Here is a 16,407-nt window from a genome sequence, read left to right on the forward strand (position 1 = left end):
GAAGAATTTGATGAATGATCGTGAAAACGATACAATGAGAGAAAATGAGGGCCGTCAGGTGCAGCAGGAGCTGGAAAACCAGCTGCGCGCCTTTGGCGATACCGTGTCGGATGCCTTTGCCCATGGCTTTGAGGGCAAAGGGGAGGACATTGGCGACCGCGCCTATGGTGTGGGCCGTGCGGCGGTGAATGCTGCAAACTTTGGCCTTGGCGAAGCGGCAAAGGCGTTCCGCAGCAGCCGGGAGGAATACTACCGCAGCCGCCAGAATGCGCAGAATACGAAAAAACAGGGCTTGAATGAGGACTGTATCAACGCGCAGGCCGCAGGTGTTTCCGGCTGGTTCCGGCAGATGTTCGGCAAGGCAGAGACGACCCCGGCAGACGAGATCCGCGCCAGTGCCAAAAAGCGCTACAGCGCAGGCTGTGCATTGCTGGCAGTCGGCATCACGTTTACGGTGATCTTTGGCATCACGGCGGTTTCCTGTCTGGGTGCGGCGGGCCTGTTTACGCCCAATGCGGCGGTTCTGCAGGCCCTTCTGCAGGACAGCTTTATGGCTGAAAATGCTGCAGCCATGGGCAGCTTTGCGCTGGGGGCGGTGCGGATCACCGGCTGGTGCTTTGCGGCTGTCACCGCCGTGTTCGTGTGGATGATCACTGCCGGTGCGTCCCGCCTGAAGGCCAGCAAGACGCTGCTCCGTCTGGCCGAGGCAGCAGAAGGCTTTGACTGCAAAAAGGGCCTGCCGCTGGAAGCCGTGGACGAGAAAAAGGCCCGTGCCCTCAAGCGGGTGCGCAGATTCATCCGCAATGGCTGGCTGAGTGCATGGGTGGACGAAAAAGCGGAAAAGCTTTACCTGACTGCTGAGGATTACCGTGCCGCGCAGGAAGCTGCCGCAGCCTCCAAGGCACCGCCGCAGCCGGAACCGGCGACAGAAAAAACAGACGATGTGCCGCTCAATCTTGAGACAGCGCGCCGCTTTGCCGCCGTGCTGCAGCAGGAAAAACAGCTGATGCAGGATGCGCAGGGCCGCGAAGAGCTGGACCATATGCAGACCACCACCACTGCCATCTGTGACTGGCTGGAAGCACACCCGGAAAGCCTGCCCAAGGCCCGCCGCTTTGCGGAATACTATATTCCCACCACCCTCAAGCTGCTGCACACCTACAACGATGTGCAGGGCCAGCAGGGCGAAAACGCCGAGACCATCCGCCGCGATATCGCGGGCATCCTTCACACGCTGAATCAGGCCTACGACACCCTGTATGATACGCTGCTCTCGGATGTAGCGATGGATGTCTCTTCTGAGATCGCCGCCCTGCAGGGAATGCTGGCCAACGACGGCCTGACGGGAGGAAATTTTGAATGACCTACCGTGCATGGAATCTGAAGCCGCTGGACCGTGCCGCGCTGCGGGAGCTGACGCAGGCGATTGCGGAGCAGGCCACCGAAGAACTGGAATATAACGCACAGAACGACGAGCCGTGGAGCGAGCAAAAATATGCGGCCGCCCTTGCCGCCCAGCAGAAGGAAAATGCCCTGTTGGCGGGCGTGCTGACGGCACGCGGCATCACCGACCCTACCGAAGCACTGACCCTGCTTGCCGGTGAGGAAGAATTGAGCGACCCTTCGCTGCTCACCGATATGGACAAGGCCTGCGAGCGCATCTGGCGGGCCATTGACGAGGGCGAGACCATTGTGGTGTTCGGCGATTATGACGTGGACGGCGTGACGGCCACGGCCCTGCTGTACCAGCATCTCAAGGGCATGGGGGCTACCGTAAAATGTATGCTGCCCAGCCGCGAGGGCGACGGCTACGGCCTTTCGCGCAATGCCATCCGTTCCATCCACGATAAGGGCTGCAAGCTGATCGTGACGGTGGATAACGGCATTTCTGCTGTGGAAGAAGCCGATTATGCCGCTGAACTGGGCATTGACCTGATCATTACCGACCATCATCTGCCGCCGGAAACTCTGCCCAAGGCCATTGCCGTGGTAGACCCCCGTCGTGAGGACGACACCAGTCCCTTCAAGGGCCTGTGCGGTGCGGGCGTGGCGTTCAAGCTGTGTGCCGCACTGGATGGCTGCCCGCCGGAAGAAATGCTGGACTACTGCGGCGACCTTGCCGCTGTGGGTACTGTGGCGGACGTGATGCCGCTTACCGGCGAAAACCGCACCCTTGTCAAGGCGGGCCTGCGCCAGCTGCAGAACACGGACCGTCCGGGTCTGGAAGCGTTGCTGGAAGAGGTGGGCCTTGCGGGCAAACCGGTCACCGCAGAAAATGTCAGCTATGCCATTGCACCCCGCATCAATGCGGCTGGCCGCATGGACAACGCTGTTACGGCTTTGCAGCTGGTGATGTGTGAGGACCCGGACCGCGCCGCAGAGCTGGCCCATAAACTGAACGAGATCAATACAAAGCGTCAGGAGACAGAGCTGCAGATCTTCAAGGCCGCGCAGGAACTGCTGGAACAGGAACCGGAGCGGCTGGAAGACCGCGTGATGCTGCTGTGGGGCCGCGATTGGCACCCCGGTGTCATTGGCATCGTGGCATCCCGGCTGGTGGAACGCACCGGCCGGCCTGTGATCGTGGTGACGATCGACGAGCACGGCGAATGCAAGGGCAGCGGACGCAGCGTGCAGGGCTTCAATTTGCATGCCTGCATTGGTGCCTGTGCAGATCTGCTCATCCGCTACGGCGGCCATGCCATGGCTGCGGGCCTTTCGGTGCGGGAAGAAAATCTGCCCGCTCTGCGCCGCCGCCTGAACGACTGGGCAGCACGGAAATGCCCGGTGCTGCATACCACCCCGCTGGAGTGCGATCTGCCCATCCATCTGGACCGTGTGACCGTGGAAAGTGTGCGGAAGCTCGACCAGCTGGCTCCCTATGGGGCCGAGAACCCGACCCCGGTGTTCCTTTTGCAGAACGCCGTGCTGGATGGGGTATACCCGGTATCGGAGGGCAGGCACAGCCGCCTGCGCTTGCGGCAGGGCAATGCCAGCGTGTATGCCGTGTGGTTCGGTATGCCGCCGGAACAGCTGCCCTATGCCATGGGCGATGTGGTGGATGCTGCGCTGAACCTTTCGGTCTACGATTCGCCCCGGGGCGCACAGCTTTCGGGCCGCATTCTGGACCTGCATCCGGCAGGGCTGGGCACAAAGCTTGCGGAGCAGGCTGCTTTTGTGGTGGCGCTGCGCCGCGGCACACCCCTGACTGAGGAACAGAAAAAGCTTATTACGCCTGAGCGCAGTGATATCGTCACAGTGTACCGTGAGCTGCAGGCGCGCCGCTGGCACGCAGAAGATCTGCAGCCGCTGTGCGCAAAACTGGGCGAGGAAAATACAGGCAAAACACTGGTGGCAGTGACGGCCTTGGAACAGGTGGGACTGATCGCCACGGTGGAAAAGGGTGGGGCAAAATATCTGGAGCTTGTGCCTGCGCAGGGCAAAAAGAACCTTGCGGATGCCCCGATCCTGAAATGTTTGGAGGGAATGTAAAATGCCAGAGGGAAAGAAAGCTGCGGTCCCGGCACCCAAGCCGGTGCGGGAAGAAGATCTCTACTCCGCAAAGACCCACCTGCATCAGCCGGTACAGGTGCAGGAAACGGCTACCGTTTCTGCAACAGCACAGCTGGCCGATGCCCCGGAAGGCGCGCTGCCTTCGGAGGTGCGGCCGGAGATCGTTACCTGGGAAAAGCTGTGTGAGGCCATCAAGGCCAGTGGCCGCTCCTACAATATGGAGATGATCGAAAAGGCATATGACCTTGCCAACACTGCCCACAAGGGGGTGTGCCGCCGCAGCGGCGAGCCGTATATCTGCCATCCGCTGGCTGTGGCACGGCTGGTGCTGGATCTTGGCATGGACTCCGAGAGCATTGCTGCGGCCCTGCTGCACGATGTGGTGGAGGACACTCCCACTACACTGGACGACCTAAAAGCCGCCTTTGGCGAGGAAGTTGCCCTGCTGGTGGACGGCGTGACCAAGCTGACCAAGATCCAGTTCTCTAACATTGAGGAACTGCAGGCTGAAAACCTGCGCAAGATGCTGCTGGCCATGAGCCGCGATGTGCGCGTGATGATCATTAAGCTGTGCGACCGGCTGCACAACATGCGCACCGGTGATGCATGGCCGGAACAGAAGCGCCGCGATAAAGCCCGCGAGACTATGGAGGTGTATGCCCCCATCGCCAACCGTCTGGGAATCCTGAACGTGAAGGAAGAGCTGGAAGACCGCAGCCTGCATTACCTTGACCCTGTGGGCTACGAGGAGATCAGCCGGATGCTCAGTGAGCGTGCAGGCGAGGAGTTCCTTGCAAAGGTGTCCGGTGTGATCGAGCGGCGGCTGGCTGAAAGCGGCATTGAGGGCGCTACCATCAAGCGCCGCGTCAAGAGCATTTACGGCATCTATCGCAAGACCATCATGCAGAACAAGTCCTTTGATGAGATCTACGATATCTATGCGGTGCGTGTCATTCTGGATACGCTGGCCGAGTGCTACAGCACTCTGGGCCTCATCCACGATATGTACCATCCGCTGCCCAACCGCTTCAAGGACTATATCTCCACTCCCAAGCCCAATGGCTACCAGAGCCTGCACACCACCGTCATCGGCCACGAGGGCATCCCCTTTGAGGTGCAGATCCGCACCCGCAAGATGGACGAGCAGGCCGAGTACGGCGTTGCGGCCCACTGGAAGTATAAAGAAGGTCTGGATGGCCACGACAAGCTGGACGAACGTCTGGCATGGGTGAGCCAGCTGTTGGAAAACCAGCGCGTCAGCGAGGATTCCGGCAATCTGCTGCACGACCTCAAGAGCGACCTGCTGCCGGAGGAAGTGTTTGCCTTTACCCCCAAGGGCGATGTCATCAACCTGCCCACCGGCGCTACCTGCATCGATTTTGCCTATGCGATCCATTCGGCGGTGGGCAACCGCATGGTGGGCTGCAAGGTGAACAACCGCATGGTGCCCATCGACCACATCGTTTCCACCGGCGAGATCATCGAAGTGATCCTTGGCCCGGCGGACAAAGGCCCCAGCCGCGACTGGCTCAAGATCGTGCGCACCAGCGAAGCGAAGAGTAAGATCCGAAACTGGTTCAAAAAGATGCGCCGCGAGGAAAATATCACGCAGGGACGTGATGCATTGGCCCGTGAGCTGCGCAGGGAAATGATCATCCTTCCGGACGACCAGCTGGACGATTTTATCAACAGCTGTTCCCGCCGCCTGCGCCAGAACAATGCCGAGGAGCTTTATGCCGCCATCGGCTACGGCGGCATGACCATTGCCAACTGCCTGCCCAAGCTCAAGGAGGAGTGGCAGAAGCTGAAAGCTTCGGAGGAAAAGGCCGGGGAAGACCTGCCCAAGGTGGACCTGAGCCGTGTGCACGCTACCGACGGCGTGGTGGTGGAAGGCTTCGATAACACCCCCATCAAGTTTGCCAAGTGCTGCAGCCCGCTGCCGGGCGACCCCATCGTGGGCTTTATCACCCGCGGCTTTGGCGTTTCCATCCACAAGCAGAGCTGCGTGAACGCCATTTCCAGCATGAAGGATCCCACCAACGCCCCCCGCTGGGTCAAGGCGTACTGGGCCGACAGCGTCAGGGACAGCTATAAGGCCGGCATTGAGATCATTGCGCTGAACCGCAACGAGCTGCTGCAGGATGTGCTGGCTGCGCTGGCGGATATCCGGGTGCCCATCTATGCGGTGAACGCCCGTCAGGTGGAAAACAACTGCGCCATGGTCAGCCTGACCATCGGCATCAACAATACCGAGCACCTCAACCGTGTGGTCGCAAGACTTTCCAAGGTGAAGGACGTGCTCAAGGTGACAAGGAGCTAAAACATGCGTGCAGTCATTCAGGCGGTGTCTTCCGCCAGTGTGCGGGTAAACGGCGGTGAGCCGCGGGCCATCGGGCCGGGCCTTATGATCCTGCTGGGTGTCAGGGATACCGACAGTCTGGACATCGTGCCCAAGCTTGCCGATAAATGCGCAGGCCTGCGCATCTTCCCGGACGCAGAGGGCAAGCTGAATCTCAGCGCAAAGGATCTTGGCTATTCGGCTCTGGTGGTGAGCCAGTTCACCCTTTACGGCGACACGAAAAAAGGCTACCGGCCCAGCTTTATCAAGGCCGCAAAGCCGCCGCTCTCCGTGGATGCTTACGAGCTGTTCCTTGCAGAGATGAACAAACAGGGCCTGAAGGATGTTCAGCACGGCGAGTTTGGCGCGGACATGCAGGTGGCTCTTGTGAACGAAGGACCCTGCACCATTATCATCGATACCGACGAGTGGAAGAAAAAGGAGTGACCGCCATGCAGGCTTTTCATATTCCGGGCGCTGCGCCGCTGTATACCAATACCTTCCTGCTCATTTCCGACGCAGGCCATGCCGTGGTCATTGATCCGTCGGCAGATGCGCAGACCTACGATAAAATTTTAAAGGAAAACAATGCGCAGCTCACCACCATCCTGTGCACCCACGGCCACTATGACCATGTGGGCAGCGCCGAAGCCTTGCGCACCGAGTGGAACGCAAAGCTCTACTGTGAGGCTGCCGACCTTGCAGGCGACCGCATGTATCCGCTGAGCGCAGCGGACTGCGGCTACGCAGAAGGGGAGACTGTCTCGGTAGACGAGCTGCAGTTCACGGTCTGGCACACGCCCGGCCATACGCCCGGCGGCGTGGTGCTGCTGTGCGGCGAGTATCTCTTCTGCGGCGATACCCTGTTTGCAGGCAGCATCGGCCGTACCGATCTGGAGGGCGGCAGCAGTGCACAGATGGCCGAGAGTCTGCGTAAACTGGCAAAGCTGCCCATCCCGCGCGGCACGCAGGTGCTGCCCGGCCATGGCGAGTTCTCCACCTTTGGCGATGAACTGGACAACAATTACTTCATCCGCAGCGCTGTGCGCGGCAACAATGATTTATTTTAAAGAGTGAACAACATGAAGATTTATATTACCGGCCTGCCTTCCGGCTACGAAGTGGAGCATCTGGTGCGTTTGTTTTACCCCATGGCACCGCTCACCCTCACCCCGCCGGAGAACGCCGAGGACTGCGTCTGGGCAGAAAAAACGCCGGACGGCCTGCATACACTGGTGCGTCAGGACGGCAGAAGTGCTGAACGACACGCACCGCTGCCCGCGCCTGTGGAACAGGGCGGCGAAACGCCGGAGTTCAGCCTTGCCAGCCTGACCTATGATCTGCTGCGGGATTGGACCGGCATCCGCCCGCCATGGGGCAAAATGACCGGTGTGCGCCCGGTGCGGCTCATCCACGACAAGCGCGCCGCAGGCTGGACGGAAGCGGAGATCGACCACTTTTTCCTTGACCGGTTCGACTGCTCCCAGCAGAAATACCAGATGGCCAAGGCCATTGCCGACCTGCAGGAGCCGATTTTGAAAGTGGGCAATGAACCCGGGACCTACAGCCTGTACATCGGCATCCCGTTCTGCCCGTCCCGGTGCAGCTACTGCAGCTTTGTCAGCTGCAATCTGGACCGCGACCGCAAGATGGTGCAGCCTTATGTGGACTGTTTGTGCCGAGAGGTGGAAGAGATCCGCATTCAGGCTGACAAGGCAGGCCTGAAACTGTGCAGCATCTACATCGGCGGCGGCACGCCCACCAGCCTGTCTGCCGACCAGCTGCGGCAGCTGATGGGCACGGTCCGGGCGAATTTTGACCTCTCGAAAGTCGTGGAATATACGGTGGAGGCAGGCCGTCCGGACTGCACGGATGCCGAAAAGCTGGCGGTCATTAAGGAATACGGCGCTACCCGTATCTCTATCAATCCGCAGACCTTCTCGGACGAGGTGCTGGCGGGCATTGGGCGCAAGCACTCGGCGCAGGACATTCTGGACTGCTATGCCGAAGCGCGCAAGGCCGGTCATGATGATATCAACATGGACCTGATCGCCGGCCTGCCCGGCGACACGGTGGAAAGTTTTGAGCGCAGCCTGCGGCAGGCCATCGCGCTGGACCCGGAGAACATTACCGTGCACACCCTCACCCTCAAGCGCGCTTCTCGCATCGTCATTGAGGACCAGAAGGAGAACGACTACGCCGATGTCGCCGCCATGCTGGAAAAGTGCAACCTGCTGGCCGAGGCGGGTTACCGGCCCTACTACCTCTACCGCCAGAAGAATACTCTGCAGAACCTGGAAAACGTGGGCTGGTGCAAGCCGGGCCACGAGGGATATTACAACATCTATATCATGGAGGAAGTCCAGACCATCCTCTCCGCCGGTGCAGGCGGCAGCACCAAGCTGGTGGCCGACGGCGGAAAACGGATGCAGCGCATTTTCAATTTTAAGTATCCGAACGAATATATCCAGCGTTTTGCGGAGGTGCTGGAACGCAAAAAAGGAGTGGCTGATTTTTATGATCACGATTTGGGTACCCAAACGTCTGGTTGAGATCGATCTGTACAATGTGGCAGCCCGCAGCCCACAGGCACTTGCCGACCTGAGTGAGCAGAGCTATGCCCAAAGGATAGATTACGCCGCCCAGAAAGTGCAGCTTTCCGGTGCAAAGATCGTCATGCTCACCGGCCCGTCGGCCAGCGGCAAGACCACCAGCGCCCACTGCGTTGCAAAGGCTCTGCAAAAGCGCGGGACCCCGGCGCAGGTGGTCAGTCTGGATAATTTCTTCAAAGGCGCAGAGTTCTATCCGCGCCTGCCGGACGGCACGCTGGACTACGAGAACCCCGATACGCTGGATCTGCCGCTCATCAAGCAGTGCCTGCGGGAGCTGAGCGAGACGGGCAAGACCGTGCTGCCCATCTACGATTTCTCTGCCGAAAAGCGCTCGGCAGAGGTGGAGCCCATCGACCTGCAGGGCGGTGTATGCATCGTGGAGGGCATCCATGCGCTGAACCCGGAGCTGACCGGCCTTGTAAAGGGCGACGACATCTACCGCATCTATGCAGGCCTGCGGGAGGAATACTGCATCGATGGCCGCCGCGTCATCAACACGCAGGATATCCGCCTGTGCCGCCGCACCCTGCGGGACGCTGCAGCGCGCGGCCGCAGCCCGGAAAAGACCCTTGCCATGTGGGACCGCGTGCTGGACGGTGAGACGCGGTATATCAAGGGCTTCAAAACCACGGCAGACTTTTTGCTGGATACCTCCTTTACCTACGAGCTGGGCCTGATCTCCAAGCTGCTGGGCGTGGTGCGCCGTCAGTTCACGCTGGAAGGCCACAATGCCGAGCTGTGGGACGAGACAGCCCGCCGCTTTGAGCATGTGGCACCGCTGGAGCTGGAGCTGCTGCCGGAGGACAGCATGCTGCGGGAATTCTATGGCGGCGCAGCCGACCGCAGGGCACAGAATGCCGATGTGTGAAATTATCGTGTGAATTTAGGCCGAATGCGAAAAAATTGTTTCCAAACCGGCACCAAACTGTAAAAAATGCGGTCCGTTCATTGCAAACGAGCGGCCTGTGCGCTATAATGGAGATAACATCCGCACATGGCCAACGATAAACAGGCCGATAGTAAGAGAGGTGTCTTTTATGGATTTCAACAAGATCAAGGAAATGGGTCTGGAATATGCCGAAAAAGGCAAGAACGCTGCGCTGGACCTGGCCGAAAAGGGCAAGACTCAGGCTTTGATCGTAAATGAGCAGGGCAAGCTGCTCAAGGCACAGCGCCAGTTGGGCGCACTGGTGTACAGTCTGGCCAAGGGCAAGGAAGAAAACCAGCCGCTGGTGGATAAGTATATCGAGATGATCGATAACATCGAGCAGGAGATCGCCCGTCTGAAAGCATCCCTGACCCCGGCGGAAGCTGCCGAGGTGGAATATGTGGTGCACGAGGAAGTTCCTGCTGACCAACCGGAAGAGCACAAAGCCTGCCCGCAGTGCGGTGCTCCCGTCTCGGACGATGCACTGTTCTGCAACAAGTGCGGTGCACAGCTGTAATAAAACGGTTCAGCAACAGGGCGGCGCTCCCCACAGGGCACCGTCCTGTTTTTGCGAGCGGAAAATGCAGGCGAAATGCGGGAAATTTGCGCACTTTGTCTTGCAAAACTGCATGAGATGCGATACAATATACAGTATCTTTTACAAGGCAGGTGAGCGCTGTGCTGGACTGGCAGCCAAAGGCACCCTATACGGCAGAGCAGCTGCTGGAAATTCTGCGTATCCTGCGGGACCCGGAGAACGGCTGTCCGTGGGATAAGGTACAGACCCATGCTTCCATCCGGAAGAACTTTCTGGAAGAGACCTGCGAAGCGCTGGAGGCCATTGATGCTGACGATCCGCAGTTGATGCAGGAAGAGCTGGGCGATGTGCTGATGCAGGTGGCGTTCCACGCGGTGATCGAAGAAGAGCGCGGGCGCTTTACTTTTGAGGATGTCTGCCGTGAGGTGTGCGAGAAGCTGGTGTTCCGGCATCCGAACATCTTTGCGTCCTCGGCGGCACAAAATGCGGGTATAAACGGCTGGGATGCGCTCAAAAATAAGGAAAAGGGCCGCACCACTCTGGCTGATGAGCTGGGCACAGTGCCGGTTACGCTGCCTGCTTTGATGCGTGCCCAGAAGCTGCAGAAGCGTGCCGACCGCTGCGGGGCAGAGCAGTCTGCGCCGGAAACGGCACGGCAGGCTTTGCAGGCAGCGCTGGACGGCTGGAACCGGGAACAGGACGCACAGGCGGCGGGAGAACTGCTGTTTGCTGCGGCCAATGCCATGCGGCTGGCTGGTGTGGACGCGGAGGAAGCGCTGACCTTTGCATCCAAGCGCTATTGTGCAGAACTGCTGGCGCAGAAAGAACAAAGCGGTACTCAGGTCGAGTGACCTGCTCCGATAGAGAAAAAAGAACACCAAGTAACAAATCTGGAGGGTATTTTTATGACGAAGACCGATCTGATCGCACAGGTTGCTGCGAACACTGAGATGAGCAAGAAGAGCGCTGAGCAGGCTGTCAATGCTGTGTTTGAAGCACTGAGCAAGGCCATGTCTGAGGGCGAAAAGATCACCATTTCCGGTTTTGGCACCTTTGAGATGCGTGAGCGCGCCGAGCGTCAGGGCATCAACCCCCGCACCCGTGAGCCGATCACCATTGCCGCTTCCCGCAGCATCGTGTTCAAGCCCGGCAAGTCCCTGAAGGACACCCTGTAAGCTGTATCTGCTTTGCCGCCGCTGCCTGCAAGAGGGTGCGGCGGCTTTTTTTGTGACAGGAGGAAGAACCATGCGTCTGGATAAATATTTGAAAGTTTCGCGTCTGATCAAGCGCCGCACCGTGGCAAACGAGGTGGCCGATGCAGGCCGCATCCTCATCAACGGCAAGATCGCCAAGGCCAGTCAGGCCGTCAAGGCGGGCGACATCATCGAGGTGACCTTCGGCAACCGGCCCATCAAGGTAAAGGTGCTCTCGGATGTGGAGCCGCGCACCAAGGATGTGGCCCGCGAGATGTACGAGATCATTGCAGAGGGCGAGCAGGCATAAAAGCCCCGGTCCGGTGCATAGGATGCACCAGAAAAGGGGAGACGAACCATGCCGGAAAAAACACCCAGAGACCCGCAGCCCGCTCCGCACGATCTGATCTTGGAAAGCCGCGCCCGCCTGACGGTGACCGGTGTGCAGAAGGTACTGCACTGCAATGCCGACAGCGCTGCCATGGAAACGGGCAAGGGCACGCTGCACCTGACCGGGGCGCAGCTGAACATGGCGGCGCTGGATCTGGAGACCGGGGAGGCGAAGTTTACCGGCCGCATCGACACGCTGGAATATACGGTCAGCGCACCGGCGGGCGGTTTTCTGCGCCGCCTGCTGCGATGATCCCGGTACTGCCGCCTGCAGCCCTTGGGCAGGAGATCGCTGCCTGCACGGTGCTGGGAGCCAGTGTCGGCGCACTGCGGGCTGTATTCCCGGCCAGAGGGCGTGCAGCTTTTGTGCCGGATCTGGTGTGGATGGGTGCTGTGCTGGCTGCTGTGCAGAGCTACGCAGCAGGGCAGAGCAGTGCCGGTGTTCTGCGCTGGTACATGGCTGCGGCAGCCTTTGCCGGTGCCGGTGCAGCAGCCTTTGTGCTGGGTGCACCGCTGCGTGCAGCAGGAGGCGTTTTACAGCGCCGGGTGCTCCGGCCGGCAGAGCGGCGGCGCGCCTGGCGGAGAAAGGCGCGCAAACTACGCCGCAGCGCAAAAAGAACTGCAAAAAAGCGCAAAAAGAACTTGCCAAACCAGCGCCGCATGATGTATAATTCATATGTGTTAAAGTAAGAGTCAAATGCAACGGGGGCAGAAGAGATCATGGCAGCACCGGACCGCAGAAAACGCAAGAAGAAAGTGGTCGTTAAAACGCTTGTACGGGTGTTTTTTGTCCTGCTGCTGCTGAGTATGCTGGCAGCATACATTTCCAATCAGGTCACCATCAGCTCCAAACGTGCGGAGCTGGACACGCTGAACGAGCAGATCGCTCAGCAAAAGACTGAAAACGAGGAGATGCAGCGCATTCTCAGCGGCGATGCAGACCAGATCACCGAGTGGGTCGCGCGGGATTCTTACAATTACGCTGCACCCAACGAGCGCATCTTTGTGGATGTGACCGGCAGCTGAATTGCTGCCCATTCTATGGAAAACAAGGAGTATTGAGTTTTGGCAATTGAGGTAGGGAACGTATTCGAGGGCCGCGTCACCGGTGTAAAGCCGTTTGGCGCTTTTGTCGCACTGCCGGAGGGCCGTGTAGGCATGGTCCATATTTCCGAGGTGTCCAACGAGTTCGTGCAGGACATTGCAGCTGTTCTGCACGATGGTGATATCGTCAAGGTGCAGGTGATCAACATTGCACCGGATGGCAAGATCGCGCTGTCCATCAAGCGCCTGCTGCCGCCGCCTCCGCGCCCGGCGCGTGAGGGTAGAGGCCCTGCAGGAGGTCCGCGCTCTGGTGGTCCCCGTCCGGGCGGCCCCCGCGAGGGTGGTCATTTTGGTGCAGGCCGCGGCGGCGCTGGCCGCCCCCCGCGTGAGGGCGGCAGAGGCCCTGCCCGCGACAGCGCACCCCGTGTATGGCAGCCCAAGGCTCCCGTCCGTTCCGATAACATGAGTTTTGAGGACATGATGAGCCGCTTCAAGAGCCAGAGCGAAGAGAAGATGGCCGATCTTGATCACGAGACCAATAACCGCCGCGGAGGTGGTTATGCGCCTCGCGGCCGCGGTGGCCGCCGCTGAGCGGAAAGGCCTGCGCTTTTCAAGCCGGATCAAAATAACGGAAACAGACCTGTCTCATTTGATCGGGCAGGTCTGTTTTTTCCGTAATAAAAGAAAGGAAACACAATGCCTGCAAAATTTGAACTGATCGCGCCCTGCTTTTTTGGGTGTGAATCCACTGCAAAATTTGAGCTGACCCGCATCGGCGCAGAGAATATCCGCGTGGACGATGGCCGTCTGAGCTTTGCCGGCGGCGCAGAGATGATCGCTGCTGCAAACCTCAATCTGCGCACGGTGGAGCGCGTGATGCTGCTGCTGGCCCGCTACAGGGCCGCCACCTTTGATGACCTGTTCGACGGCGTGTACGATATCCCGTGGGAGGAGCTGCTGCCCGCAGACGCAGCCTTTCCGGTCACCGGCTCTTCGCTGAACAGCCAGCTGTCCAGTGTGCCTGCCTGCCAAAGCATCATCAAAAAAGCTGTGGTCAAGCGCCTGATGGCAAAGCACCACACCTCTGTGCTGCCGGAGACCGGCGCGGAGTACAAGATCCGCTTCATGCTGCGCAAGGATCAGTGTGAGATCATGCTGGACACCACCGGCGACGGCCTGCACAAGCGCGGCTACCGCCGCAACGCCATGGAGGCACCCATCCGCGAGACTTTGGCGGCTACCATTGCAGACCTTGGCCGTGTGCGCCGCGACAGTCTGGTGGAGGACCCCTTCTGCGGCAGCGGCACGCTGCTGATCGAAGCTGCTCAGAAAGCCATGAACATTGCCCCCGGTCTGAAGCGCCGCTTTGCCGCCGAGCGCTATGGCTTTGTGCCGGCAGCCATCTGGGCCGAGCAGCGTCAGAAGGCACTGGCCGAGGCCAAGCTGGATGTGGGCTTTGAAGCCTTTGGCTATGATATCGACCCTGCCGCTGTGGCTCTGGCCAACGCCAATGCAAAGCTGGCCGGTGTGGAAAAGCGCTGCCACTTTGAAGTGGCTGATGTGGCCGACTTTGCCGCAAAGCAGGAGGCCATCGTGCTGACGAATCCCCCGTATGGCGAGCGTATGAGCACCATTGAAGGTGCTGCAAAGCTGGCCCGCACGCTGGGCCGGCAGATGGAAGCACACCCCTGTGCAGGCGTGTATGCGATCACTGCCGATATGGATTTTGAGACCCACTACGGCAAGCGTGCCAACAAGCGCCGCAAGATGTACAACGGCATGATCCCCTGCCAGCTGTATATGTACTACAGCGCGCCCAAGTTTGAGCACACTGCAAAGCCGATGCCGAAGTCCGGCTTTGACGGCAAGCGCACTGCACCGAACCGCTTTAACAAGAAGTAATTGAAAAATGTTACCTGCCGCACCGGAGCTGTCCAGTGCGGCTTTTACATTGCAGCCGGTAATTACCGGAAAAAAACAAAGCAGGGCCTGAATTGGCAGGAGATGGAAATGGACGCAAACACAGGAAGTTTTACGCTGTGTTCCGCGCCACGTGCGGCAAAGATGAGACAAATTCATGCTCTTTTTACAAAGGATGGTTGAACCTGGGCTGAAAATGGATTATACTTACCTTATTATTCTGCGGTTCTTCCGAGGAGGAAAAGGTGCGTATGAAGGGTAGGATGCGGCCATATCTGCCGGAGCTCACCATCCGGGATTACAATATCTACCTGCGCTATCTGCGCGGGGTGCGACGTCAGCTGTACGAGGCGTACGGATTATATTCCTGCCATCTGCTGCGGAGCAACGGCGTGCTGTTTGCCATCCTTTCGGACAGTCTGGCCGGGCGGCAGGCCACTTGCCAGCGCAAGCGGGTCCCGGGCACACTGGCCTGGCGCAGGCTCATGTGCCAGACCCAGGGCATCCGGCTGGCCGCACAGGTGGAGGTGCTGCTGGGCTGGCACAACCTGCAGGACCGCAAATACAGCGAGCTGCGGCCGCTCAAGCGCCTGCGCCGTGCGGTGGACCGTCTGCTGCTGCGCCGCGCCTATGAGCGTGCTGTGCAGGAGAACCCGGCGCTGGAACGGCTGTTCGTGCAGGAGCGGGATCAGGCCGTGGTGCAGATGAACCTGAGCGCCAAGAACTACTCTCTTGCCGCTGAACCCATGAGCAACATTTACGGTGCACTGTATTCCACCCTTGCCACCGACGACCCCAGCCAGCGCAAGAGCATGCGCTACATCGGCAGCAGCATCGGCCGCATTTTTTACCTGCTGGATAAGGCTGAGCGCTTTGAGATGGACAAGAGCAGCGGCCGCTACAACGTGTTCGTAGTCAACGACCTGCGGGGACAGGCTGCGGCGGTGGAGAATGCCCGCCGTCAGGCACTGGCTGCCGCCAACGATCTGATCCGCGTGTACAGTATGCTGGACATCAAATTGAACCGCGGCCTGCTGGATAACATCATGCTGCTTGGTCTGCACCATGCGGTGGACCCGCTGGAAGCCGGTGCTGAGCACGAAAACTGGGAGATCCCATGAAGCAAAACCATCAAAAAAGCTGGGCCATGGCTTACTGCGGCATTGTGGCGGCGCTGTGCGTCGCACTGATGCTGCTGGGAGCTGTGATCCCCATTGCCATGTTCATTGCGCCTGCAGTGGCAGGCTTCCTTGTTGCCACGGTGTGCGTGGAGTGCGGGATGCAGCTGGCTTTGACGGCCTATGCGGCAGTCAGCCTGCTGGCACTGCTGTTCGTGCCGGATAAGGAAGTAGCGCTGATCTTTGTGTTCCTGCTGGGGTATTACCCGCTGGCAAAGCCGAAGTTTGAGCGCATCCGCCCTGCGGTTCTGCGCATTGTCTGCAAGCTGCTGCTGTGCAACGGCACAGTGCTGGCCATGTACGGGCTGGTATTTCTGCTGGTGCCGGCGGGCAGCATTTCGCAGGAGCTGCGCACCACCGCGCTGGCTGTCTCGCTGGCAACGCTGGTCATGGGCAATGTTGCCTTTGTGCTGTACGACCGGGCATTGCATAACATGCTCATGATGTACCGGCTGGTCTGGCGGCCGAAACTTCATAAAACTTTGGGCTGGCGCTGAGCCAGCCTTTGTGCTATAATGGGGCATCAGAAAGGGGAGAGCGCAGCACACAGGTAACGCAAAGCGCCGGGCCACGCGGGTGACAGCCGCGAGGGTGACGAGGAGAGGAATCATCGAAAGATTCGGCGGATGTTTCTCCGGCTGAGGGCTAGACCAGCCGCAGAGAAGGGCAAAAAACGGCAGCAATACCGCAACAGATCCCTTCAAAGAAAGCCATACAAGAACATAAACTGTACTAGGAAGCTGACCGGATATC

General features: G+C 59.5%; 18 protein-coding genes. All 18 read left to right on the plus strand.

All coding sequences use genetic code 11. The features are described from left to right. Nucleotides 1-10: 10 nt before the first annotated feature. Nucleotides 11-1,363, plus strand: coding sequence for a 5-bromo-4-chloroindolyl phosphate hydrolysis family protein (locus WMO17_RS00475; RefSeq protein WP_349137259.1), 1,353 nt, complete (start codon nucleotides 11-13; stop codon nucleotides 1,361-1,363). Then, on the plus strand, nucleotides 1,360-3,492 hold the full coding sequence (recJ, locus tag WMO17_RS00480) for a single-stranded-DNA-specific exonuclease RecJ (RefSeq protein WP_349137260.1): 2,133 nt from the start codon (nucleotides 1,360-1,362) through the stop codon (nucleotides 3,490-3,492). The genes WMO17_RS00475 and recJ overlap by 4 nt, the downstream gene beginning before the upstream one ends. 1 nt (nucleotide 3,493) lies before the next feature. After that, complete coding sequence (locus tag WMO17_RS00485; RefSeq protein ID WP_349137261.1) at nucleotides 3,494-5,833, plus strand: RelA/SpoT family protein; 2,340 nt, start codon at nucleotides 3,494-3,496, stop codon at nucleotides 5,831-5,833. 3 nt (nucleotides 5,834-5,836) lie between these two features. Further along, nucleotides 5,837-6,298: a D-aminoacyl-tRNA deacylase gene (gene dtd / locus WMO17_RS00490; RefSeq protein WP_005940113.1), complete on the plus strand. Its 462-nt coding sequence runs from the start codon at nucleotides 5,837-5,839 to the stop codon at nucleotides 6,296-6,298. Nucleotides 6,299-6,303: 5 nt separating this feature from the next. Next, a complete protein-coding gene (locus tag WMO17_RS00495) occupies nucleotides 6,304-6,921 on the plus strand; it encodes an MBL fold metallo-hydrolase (RefSeq protein WP_005940114.1) in 618 nt (205 codons plus the stop codon). 12 nt (nucleotides 6,922-6,933) lie between these two features. Further along, nucleotides 6,934-8,403: a coproporphyrinogen dehydrogenase HemZ gene (gene hemZ, locus WMO17_RS00500; protein ID WP_349137262.1), complete on the plus strand. Its 1,470-nt coding sequence runs from the start codon at nucleotides 6,934-6,936 to the stop codon at nucleotides 8,401-8,403. Continuing rightward, the gene (locus WMO17_RS00505) at nucleotides 8,369-9,331 is read left to right on the plus strand and encodes a uridine kinase family protein (protein WP_097774819.1); all 963 of its coding nucleotides are present in this window, start codon (nucleotides 8,369-8,371) and stop codon (nucleotides 9,329-9,331) included. Before hemZ ends, WMO17_RS00505 begins: the two co-directional genes overlap by 35 nt. Nucleotides 9,332-9,500: 169 nt before the next feature. Next, complete coding sequence (locus tag WMO17_RS00510; protein WP_005940120.1) at nucleotides 9,501-9,908, plus strand: zinc ribbon domain-containing protein; 408 nt, start codon at nucleotides 9,501-9,503, stop codon at nucleotides 9,906-9,908. Between the two features lie 161 nt (nucleotides 9,909-10,069). After that, nucleotides 10,070-10,780, plus strand: coding sequence for a MazG family protein (locus WMO17_RS00515; protein ID WP_044953479.1), 711 nt, complete (start codon nucleotides 10,070-10,072; stop codon nucleotides 10,778-10,780). A gap of 54 nt (nucleotides 10,781-10,834) precedes the next feature. Continuing rightward, nucleotides 10,835-11,104: an HU family DNA-binding protein gene (locus WMO17_RS00520; RefSeq protein WP_005940126.1), complete on the plus strand. Its 270-nt coding sequence runs from the start codon at nucleotides 10,835-10,837 to the stop codon at nucleotides 11,102-11,104. 70 nt (nucleotides 11,105-11,174) lie between these two features. Then, the gene (locus WMO17_RS00525) at nucleotides 11,175-11,432 is read left to right on the plus strand and encodes an RNA-binding S4 domain-containing protein (RefSeq protein ID WP_005940129.1); all 258 of its coding nucleotides are present in this window, start codon (nucleotides 11,175-11,177) and stop codon (nucleotides 11,430-11,432) included. A gap of 48 nt (nucleotides 11,433-11,480) precedes the next feature. Further along, nucleotides 11,481-11,765, plus strand: a complete 285-nt coding sequence (locus WMO17_RS00530; protein ID WP_120019701.1) for a YabP/YqfC family sporulation protein — start codon at nucleotides 11,481-11,483, stop codon at nucleotides 11,763-11,765. Continuing rightward, nucleotides 11,762-12,202, plus strand: a complete 441-nt coding sequence (locus tag WMO17_RS00535) for a hypothetical protein (protein WP_349137263.1) — start codon at nucleotides 11,762-11,764, stop codon at nucleotides 12,200-12,202. Before WMO17_RS00530 ends, WMO17_RS00535 begins: the two co-directional genes overlap by 4 nt. Nucleotides 12,203-12,232: 30 nt before the next feature. Then, on the plus strand, nucleotides 12,233-12,538 hold the full coding sequence (locus tag WMO17_RS00540) for a septum formation initiator family protein (protein ID WP_005940137.1): 306 nt from the start codon (nucleotides 12,233-12,235) through the stop codon (nucleotides 12,536-12,538). Nucleotides 12,539-12,577: 39 nt separating this feature from the next. After that, a complete protein-coding gene (locus WMO17_RS00545; RefSeq protein WP_005940140.1) occupies nucleotides 12,578-13,147 on the plus strand; it encodes a S1 RNA-binding domain-containing protein in 570 nt (189 codons plus the stop codon). A gap of 105 nt (nucleotides 13,148-13,252) precedes the next feature. After that, the gene (locus WMO17_RS00550) at nucleotides 13,253-14,458 is read left to right on the plus strand and encodes a THUMP domain-containing class I SAM-dependent RNA methyltransferase (RefSeq protein WP_005940143.1); all 1,206 of its coding nucleotides are present in this window, start codon (nucleotides 13,253-13,255) and stop codon (nucleotides 14,456-14,458) included. 269 nt (nucleotides 14,459-14,727) lie between these two features. Further along, nucleotides 14,728-15,597: a DUF5685 family protein gene (locus tag WMO17_RS00555; protein ID WP_120120106.1), complete on the plus strand. Its 870-nt coding sequence runs from the start codon at nucleotides 14,728-14,730 to the stop codon at nucleotides 15,595-15,597. After that, nucleotides 15,594-16,151 carry a hypothetical protein gene (locus WMO17_RS00560; protein ID WP_005940152.1) on the plus strand — a complete coding sequence of 186 codons (558 nt, stop codon included), beginning with the start codon at nucleotides 15,594-15,596 and terminating at the stop codon, nucleotides 16,149-16,151. The genes WMO17_RS00555 and WMO17_RS00560 overlap by 4 nt, the downstream gene beginning before the upstream one ends. Nucleotides 16,152-16,407: the final 256 nt, after the last annotated feature.

The organism is Faecalibacterium faecis (genome assembly GCF_040096475.1).
Lineage (GTDB): Bacteria > Bacillota > Clostridia > Oscillospirales > Ruminococcaceae > Faecalibacterium > Faecalibacterium taiwanense.